The sequence below is a fragment of the Longimicrobiaceae bacterium genome, from assembly GCA_035936415.1.
GTDB lineage: Bacteria > Gemmatimonadota > Gemmatimonadetes > Longimicrobiales > Longimicrobiaceae > JAFAYN01.
This window is the reverse complement of sequence record DASYWD010000044.1, coordinates 1-7,847: the sequence shown is the minus strand read 5'-3', so window position 1 is coordinate 7,847 and position 7,847 is coordinate 1. Positions and strand designations below refer to the sequence as shown.

Here is a 7,847-nt window from a genome sequence, read left to right as displayed (position 1 = left end):
GGGACGCCCCGCCGCCGTCGGGCCGGGCGTCCGGCCGCACAACGCACGACCCGCGGGATCCGGCAAGGCGTCCGGCCGGCGACCATCCCGTGCACCGGAAGGCGGTCCACGGGGCGGACGCCGCCCGGAAATCGGGGCGCGCGTGGGACAGGGTGGGACACGGGCGCCCCGCTTCCGCGGCCCTGCCCGGAGGGAAGGAACGGCGCCCGCCGGCCCTCGGCGCCCGGGGCTGCGCAGGTTGTGGCGCGGTCGCACCATGTGTTGAGCGCTGGTCTCAAACTTGCTTCCTGTGTGGATCGCTCCGGCAGTAGCAGGAAGCCCATCCGGCAGACTGGTTTCGTCCCCCGCACTTCCGACCGCCGCACCCGCGCGCAAGCGTCGCCGTGGGCGCGCATGCGGCGGACATGCTGCAAAGCTTGTATATTCGGCAGCCCGCGTCCCGGAGACCGCGCATGCCCGCTCCGCAGCTTTCCGGCGGGCGCGGCAGCCCACCCGAAAAAAGAGGGAGACCGGAATGTCCGCCGAAGCCCACGTCAGCACACCCGGCCCGCAGGGATTCCGCCTGCCGCAGGGAGAGGTCCCGGGCTCCGAGGAGGATGGAAAGGCCGGCATCTCCATCCTGGTGGTGGACGACGAGCACACCCTCCGTGAGAGCTGCGCGAGCGTGCTCCGGCTGGAAGGGTACAACGTCTCCATCTGCTCCCGCGGGGCCGAGGCCATCGACCTGCTGAAGCGCCGCGCCTTCGACGTGGTGCTGATCGACCTGTACCTGGACGACGTCCCGGGGACCGAGGTCCTTTCGGTCTGTCTGCAGGCCAGCCCGCAGACCCGCGCCATCATCATGACGGGGAACCCCTCCGTGGACTCCAGCGTGGAGGTCACCCGGATGGGCGCCTGGGACTACCTCCCCAAGCCGTTCTCGGCCACCCACCTGCAGATCCTGATCGGGCGGGCGTCCCACGCCGTCCTGAACGACCGCCACACCTCGGCGCTCGCGGAGCGCGAGATGGCGGCGGAGCACCAGGGTCCGGTGGGCGGCCCGCTCCTCCTGGGGCGCTCGCCGACCTTCTGCCGGGCGGTGGAGCTGGCCCGGCGGGTGGCGCGGACCGACGCCTCCGTGTTCATCAGCGGCGAGAGCGGCACCGGGAAGGAGATGATCGCGCAGTTCATCCATTCCCAGAGCCACCGCACCTCCCGCCCCATGGTGGCCATCAACTGCGCCGCGCTCCCGGAGACGCTCCTAGAGTCGGAGATGTTCGGGCACTGCAAGGGGGCGTTCACCGGGGCCATCAAGGACAAGATGGGGCTCCTGGAGATCGCCAACGGCGGCACGTTCTTCCTGGACGAGCTGACGGAGATGTCGCAGACGATCCAGGCCAAGTTCCTCCGGGTGATCCAGGACGGGATCGTACGGCGGGTGGGGAGCGAGGGAGTGGACGCGGTGGTCAACGTCCGCTTCATCGCCGCGACCAACCGCGACCCGCTGGAGGCGACGCAGGAGGGCGTCCTCCGCAAGGACCTCTTCTACCGGTTGAGCGTGGTGCCCATCACCCTGCCGCCGCTGCGCGAGCGGCCGGAGGACATCTCGCTCCTCGCCGAGCACTTCCTGAGCTACTACTGGAAGCGGCACCGCGACGCAAGGACGCCGGTCCCCAAGCTGAGCCAGGCCGCCATCGCCTCGCTGCAGGCGCGGGAGTGGCGCGGCAACGTCCGCGAGCTGCAGAACGTGGTGGAGCACACCGTGGTGCTGGTGGAGCCCGGCTCCGTGGTGCAGCCGGACGACATCCCCTTCCGGGACGTGGACCCGGGCCCCAGGGAGCCGAAGGCCACCCTGTTCCGCGGGCTCGACGAGCCGTACCACAGCGCCCGCGAGCGGGTCCTCGCCGACTTCGAGCGGGTGTACCTGGGGGCGCTGGTGGACCGGGTGGGTGCCAACATGTCCAAGGCGGCGAAGATCGCGGGCGTCGACCGCACCACGCTGTACCGCCTGATGGAGAAGCACGGGCTGCAGCGCGACACCGTGATCAAGGCGAGCTGAGCGGCCGGCCCGGGCTCAGCTTCCGACCGAGCGGATGTCCGACATCCCCGCCCCTCCGCAGCCGGTGGGCACGGCGGATCCCCTGGCCCGGATCACGTCGGACCCGCTGCGCCGGGCAGCCGCCCAGGTGCTCGCCGGACTCCGCCCCGACGGAGCTGCCGACCGGCTGGCGGAGCGGCTGTCGTCGCTCGCCCTGGTGGTGGAGGCCGCACGGGAGCCGGCTCCGGACCCGGCGGACGGCGGCGGGGAGCCCGGAGATGCGGCGGACGAGCGTCTGCTGGAGCTGCTCCTGGAGGCCGAGCTGGCCCAGCGGTGCCAGGGCGGGGGCGCACCCTCGCACACGGAGCTGCTGGGCGTGCTCCGCTCCTTCGGGGAGGCGCGCCGCTCGCTGCGTCCCCCCGCCGACGACGCCCTCTCCCCCCCCTTCGAGCACCCCTCCGTGGTGGTAGGGCTCGCGCACGACCTCCGCTCCCCCCTCACCTCCGTCCTGTTCCTCTCCGACGCGCTCCGCTCCGGGTACTCCGGGGAGCTGAACGACACCCAGCGCCGCCAGCTCGGCATCGTCTACACCGCCGCGCTCGGGCTGGTGTCCATGGCGAACGACATCCTCGACCTGTACCGGCGCCGCGGCGACCGCCTGGTGGACGAGCAGCCGTCCTCCTTCTCGCTGGGGGAGATCGCCGCCTCGATCCGCGACATCGTCCTCCCCATCGCCGAGGAGCGGCGGATCGACCTGCGCTTCTCGCTCGCGGGGGACGACCGGCGCATGGGCCACCCCGTCGCGCTGGCCCGGGTGCTCCTCAACCTCGTCGTGAACGCCCTCAAGTACACGGAAGCGGGGTTCGTGGAGCTGGCCGCGCGTCCGGCCGGAGGGTCGCGCACGGAGTTCTCGGTGCGCGACTCCGGCTCCGGGATCCGCCCGGAGGAGGAGGCGACCCTCTTCCAGCCGGTGCGCCCCGTGAGCCGGTGGAACGGACCCGGCTTCTCCGGGAGCGGCCTGGGGCTGGCGCTCGCGCGCCACCTGGTCCGCGAGATGGGATCCGACCTGGCGTACGAGACCGCCGCCGGCGCCGGGACCCGCTTCTTCTTCGAGCTGGACCTCCCCGCCGCTCCCCCCGCCTGACGCCCCTCCGCCGGCCCCGGATTCCTCCGGTGTGTGGTGAACGCCCCACACACGTCGCCGGGCCACCACGAAACCGGTCCGTCCCCCCGGCCCGTCCCGAATCCGCAAAACGCATTATCCCAACCACTTACATTCGAGTGCGGCGATTCTCCCTCCGTGCATGCCCGTTGCATTCCCATCTCTTCGCAGACCGCTGCAGGAGTGCAACGGAACTACGAACATCTGGAGAGCGCCACCGTGTTGATCCCTGCGCAGAAGTCCGGTCCGCTGACCGCCACCTCGGGCGCCCTGGCGCTCGACGAGCTGGCCGAGAGCATTTCCACGCCCTGGATGCAGGGCGTCTCCGCCGCGGAGACCCGCTGGCTGGGCCGGCGCGTGCTCAACGTGACGATGGCCCTCGTGGGGCTGATCCTGGCGGCGCCGCTGATGCTGGTGATCGCGGTGCTCGTCAAGCTGACCTCTCCTGGACCGATCATCTTCCGGCAGACCCGGGTGGGGCTGGACCGGCGGCAGGACAGCGGGAGCCAGCACCACTGGCGGCGCCGGGTGGACTACGGCGGCCGGCTCTTCACCATGTACAAGTTCCGCACGATGACCGCCTCCGGCGGCAGCGCGGTGCAGGTGTGGGCGCAGCCGAGCGACCCCCGCGTCACTCCCCTGGGCGCCGTGCTGCGGAAGTACCGGCTGGACGAGCTCCCGCAGCTATTCAACGTCCTCAGGGGCGACATGAACATCGTGGGGCCGCGCCCCGAGCAGCCGAAGATCTTCGCGGAGCTCCGCGGCAAGATCGAGCACTACCACGAGCGCCAGCGCGTCCTTCCCGGGATCACCGGCTGGGCGCAGATCAACCAGAGCTACGACCGGTGCCTGTCGGACGTGCGCAACAAGCTGCGCTACGACCTGGAGTACATCGAGCGGCAGTCCGTGATCCAGGACCTCCTGATCCTGCTGCGGACCGTACCGGTGGTGGTCTTCAAGCGAGGAGCATGGTGAGGTGACCAGCGCGGCACTCTCCCTCGGCCGTACCTACGTGGGCGACTGGAAGCGCTACGTACCGATGGCCGCCACCGGGGCGGCCTTCGCGCTCCTGTTCTGGAGCCCCATGATGACGCTGGGGCGCGACTGGTGGAGCGATCCGGACGCCGGACACGGGCTGCTCCTCGCCCCGGTGGCCGTCTACCTGGCCTGGAAGAAGGGGCTGACCGCGGACGCCCGCGGCCAGGTGGCGGCGGGGCTCCTGATCGTCTTCGCCGCGGTGCTCCTGCGCTACGTGTCGGGGCTGGCGGCGGAGCTGTTCACCATGCGCGCCTCCATGATGGGCGCGCTCTTCGGCCTGGTGGTCTTCTACTTCGGCTTCCGGCAGCTCCTGCACTGGTGGCTCCCGGCGTCGCTGCTTCTGCTCTCCATCCCGCTCCCGGACGTGGTGGTGGGCTCGCTCGCCCTGCCGCTGCAGTTCCGGGCCTCGGAGATGGGGGCGGTGCTCCTGGAGTGGCGCCAGGTGCCGGTAATGCTGGACGGCAACGTCCTCCGGCTCCCCGGCCGCTCGCTCTTCGTGACGGAGGCGTGCAGTGGGCTCCGCTCGCTGGCCTCCCTGATCTCGCTCGGGCTGCTCATCGGCGGGCTGTGGCTGCGCCACCCGGCGAGCCGCCTGGCGCTGATCGCCGCGGCCATCCCGGTGGCCATGGCCCTCAACGGGATTCGCGTCTTTCTCACCGGGTTCCTGGTCTTCTACGTGGACCCGAAGCTGGGCGAGGGCTTCATGCACATGACCGAGGGGTGGATCATCTTCGTGGTGGCGTTCGCGATCCTGGGCGGCATCGCCGCCCTGCTGAACCAGGCCGAAATCCAGATCGGGAGGCGCAGGGCATGAGGCACTTCACCCGGAGCTGGGGCCCCGCGATCCTTCTGGGACTGGGCGCCGCGATCACGCTGGGGGTCGACACGCAACGGTCGGTGCCGCTCCGCGGCCCGCTGGAGAGCTCGGTGCCGGCCCGGTTCGCATCGTACGAGTCGAGCGACGTGAAGATCTCGGACGAGGAGCGGCGGGTCGCGGGGATGAGCGACTACCTGATGCGGGTGTACCGCCCGGCGGGCGCGGCCGCGGCGGCCGCCGCCGGAGCGTACGCGTTCTCCCTCTACGTGGGCTACTACGAGAGCCAGACGCAGGGGAAGTCCATTCACTCGCCGAAGAACTGCCTCCCGGGAGCCGGCTGGGAGGCGCTGACCTCCGGCCGCGTGGCCATCGCCACGCCGAACGGGCCGGTGACGGTGAACCGGTACCTCCTCCAGAACAAGGGCCAGCGCGCGCTGGTGCTGTACTGGTACCAGGGCCGGGGCCGCGTGGAGGCGAACGAGTACCGGGTGAAGTGGCACCTCCTCCGCGACTCCGCGCTCCGCGGGCGCAGCGACGAGGCCCTGGTGCGGGTGATCGTCCCGGTGACGGGCTCGGAGGAGGAGGCTTTCAGGCTGGCCGCCCAGGTGGCCGGGGGGATGATGCCCGCCGTCGGCCGGGCGCTCCCGGCCTGATCCGACCGTACGGCCCCGCCGGGCCGGCGCAAGCAACCCGACGCACAGAGGAAACGCGAGCATGACGTCCCCAAGCTACCGGCCGTTCGTCAAGGCGCTCTACCCCGTCGGCGCGCTGCTCATCGTCGCGGCGGTGAGCGAGCCCGCCCTGCAGATCTGGCCTTTCCGGTTCGGCGAGGTCCGGTGGCGCTTCGGCGCGGTCGGGATCATGTCGGGCGCGGTGCTGGGGAGCATCTTCGGTCTGGTGTGGATCATGGCCGTGGCGGCCGTCCTCGATCACCGGAGGACGCTGCGGGCCGCGTCGGTCGTCTGCATGGCGACGGCGGTGCTGCTGGCCGTGGTGGCGGGGCTGTTCTCGCTGGACTTCCTCCAGATCCGCTCGTCGGTGAATCCGGAGTTCCGGGGTACGCTGGACGTGACGGTCCTGCGCGCGATGGCCTTGCTGGGCCTGGCGATCCCCACCGCGCTCGCGCTGGGTATCGGCGGGTGGCGCTCCTCGCGTCCGGCGGGCCGGAAGAGCCCCGGGAAGAAGGCCGCCCGGGAGGCCGGTCTCGTATTCCACACCCAGCCACAGGGAGGCGGGGACCCGGTCTGATGGGGGGTTCGGAGGGTCGACCTATCCTCGCCCACCCAGGTCGACCCGTGCAGGAAGCGGAGGAGGAGCAGCAGTAAGCTTTCCCTTCCTCCGCGGGGCAGCACGACGAGAAGGGCGCGCTCCCGATCCGGGGGCGCGCCCTTCTCGCTTCCGTGGCGTTCCCGCGCCTCAGGGCACCCCCACCAGCTCCGGAGCCGGGGCCGCAGATCGGATGCTCCGTCCGTGCACCGCGCGCCCCACGAGGGAAAAGGTGCTCGGGTAGTACTGCGTGAAGGCGTAGATCCGCACCGGGCTCAGCTCCCGGAAAGAACGACGTCGCGCCGGGTCGGCTCCCAGGTGGCGCCGTTCTCCGGAGAGAGAGCCCGCACCAGGGCGTACATGGCCGCGACGTTGCCGGCGACCGCGAACGCCGGGATCGCCAGCACCCGGGGCATGGGCCGGGACTCCGGCCAGAGCCATCCTGCCAGCGCCAGCGCACCGATGCCGGCGCCCGCCCCGAGCGCCACCCGCGCCCACACGTGGTCCACCGCGAGGAGCGCCACCCCGACGGCCCCCGCCAGCACCGTCCAGGGGACCAGCCAGCGCGCCACCTTGTGGCTAAGCAGCATCCAGGCGAAGACCCCATGGCGAAACGGGTTCATGAGGTGCCGCTTGTACCAGAGCGTCTCCATCCCCCGGGCGATCGTCCGCACCTTGCGCCGGTACTCCCGCCGGAGCGAGGAGGTACGCGGGACGAAGCATACCGCCTCGTCCACCGATACGGCGCGGTAGCCGTTCTCACGGGCGATCAGTGCGGACGCGAAGTCGCGGCTCAGGTGACTCGGGAGGCCGACCCGGTGGAGGTGGGTACGGATGGCGTAGAAGCACCCCGATGCCCCGATGATCCCTCCCATGGCCGTCTCCATTGCCCGGACGCTCATCTCGTACCCCACGTATCCGCTCTCCCCGGCGTTCGCGTCGTCGCCGGTGCGCCCCACGCTCATGTCGCGCCCGGAGGCGACCCCCACCGCGGGGTCCGCGAAGCGGGAGACCAGCGGCTTGAGGGCGTCGGGACGGATCCGGATGGAGGCGTCGGTGTTGACGACGATCTCGCCGGTCAGAATCGTGGCAGCGGCGTTCTCGCCGGCGGTCTTGCCGCCGCGCACCGGCATCCGCAGCAGTTCCACTCCGCGGTCGGCGTACTCCTGGACGATCTCGTCGGTGCGGTCGGTGGACGCGTCCGAGACGATCACGATCTGCCTGCGGTCGGCCGGGTAGTCGAGCCGGAGCAGGCTCTCGACCGCCCCGCGGATCTGCGCCTCCTCGTTGTACGCGGGGAGCGAGATGCTCACCCTCGGCCACTCCCGGGGTGGGGAGGAGACCGGAAGGTGCCGGCGGAAGCGGCCGGCCAGCGCGAGCAGGAGCGGGTATCCCGCGTACGCGTAGGCGACGAGGAGGACCGGGGCGGCGACCAGGATCCAGGCGGCCAGAGTCATGGGGCTCAAAGGGCGGTTGGGCGTTGTACGTGCCGGTAGATCGCTTCGTAGCGCTGCAGCCAGGGCTCCGCGCCGAACTCGGCGCGGAGC

The 7,847-nt window shown here is 71.3% G+C and carries 7 protein-coding genes; 6 read left to right on the top strand and 1 reads right to left on the bottom strand.

The features are described 5' to 3' along the window. The first annotated feature begins 514 nt into the window (after positions 1–514). From VGR37_01795 to VGR37_01770, 6 genes are all read left to right on the top strand, one after another. Positions 515–2,038, top strand: coding sequence for a sigma-54 dependent transcriptional regulator (locus tag VGR37_01795; protein ID HEV2146129.1), 1,524 nt, complete (start codon positions 515–517; stop codon positions 2,036–2,038). Between the two features lie 34 nt (positions 2,039–2,072). Continuing rightward, entirely contained in the window at positions 2,073–3,161 is a 1,089-nt protein-coding gene (locus VGR37_01790; GenBank protein ID HEV2146128.1) for a HAMP domain-containing sensor histidine kinase, read from the top strand. 237 nt (positions 3,162–3,398) lie between these two features. Next, a complete protein-coding gene (locus VGR37_01785; protein ID HEV2146127.1) occupies positions 3,399–4,154 on the top strand; it encodes a sugar transferase in 756 nt (251 codons plus the stop codon). A 1-nt stretch (position 4,155) separates the two neighbouring features. After that, the gene (locus tag VGR37_01780) at positions 4,156–5,031 is read left to right on the top strand and encodes an exosortase/archaeosortase family protein (protein HEV2146126.1); all 876 of its coding nucleotides are present in this window, start codon (positions 4,156–4,158) and stop codon (positions 5,029–5,031) included. Beyond that, positions 5,028–5,687: an EpsI family protein gene (locus tag VGR37_01775; GenBank protein ID HEV2146125.1), complete on the top strand. Its 660-nt coding sequence runs from the start codon at positions 5,028–5,030 to the stop codon at positions 5,685–5,687. Before VGR37_01780 ends, VGR37_01775 begins: the two co-directional genes overlap by 4 nt. Before the next feature lie 61 nt (positions 5,688–5,748). Further along, on the top strand, positions 5,749–6,282 hold the full coding sequence (locus tag VGR37_01770; protein HEV2146124.1) for a hypothetical protein: 534 nt from the start codon (positions 5,749–5,751) through the stop codon (positions 6,280–6,282). A 293-nt stretch (positions 6,283–6,575) separates the two neighbouring features. Here the strand turns inward: VGR37_01770 and VGR37_01765 are convergent, their stop codons facing one another. Beyond that, positions 6,576–7,757 (bottom strand): glycosyltransferase family 2 protein, encoded by a 1,182-nt coding sequence (locus tag VGR37_01765; GenBank protein HEV2146123.1) that lies wholly within the window; start codon positions 7,755–7,757, stop codon positions 6,576–6,578. Positions 7,758–7,847: the final 90 nt, after the last annotated feature.

Coding starts and splice junctions, on each gene's coding strand:
- VGR37_01790 (HEV2146128.1), top strand. CDS start 2,073: ATGTCCGACATCCCCGCCCCTCCGCAGCCGGTGGGCACGGCGGATCCC.
- VGR37_01770 (HEV2146124.1), top strand. CDS start 5,749: ATGACGTCCCCAAGCTACCGGCCGTTCGTCAAGGCGCTCTACCCCGTC.
- VGR37_01775 (HEV2146125.1), top strand. CDS start 5,028: ATGAGGCACTTCACCCGGAGCTGGGGCCCCGCGATCCTTCTGGGACTG.
- VGR37_01795 (HEV2146129.1), top strand. CDS start 515: ATGTCCGCCGAAGCCCACGTCAGCACACCCGGCCCGCAGGGATTCCGC.
- VGR37_01765 (HEV2146123.1), bottom strand. CDS start 7,757: ATGACTCTGGCCGCCTGGATCCTGGTCGCCGCCCCGGTCCTCCTCGTC.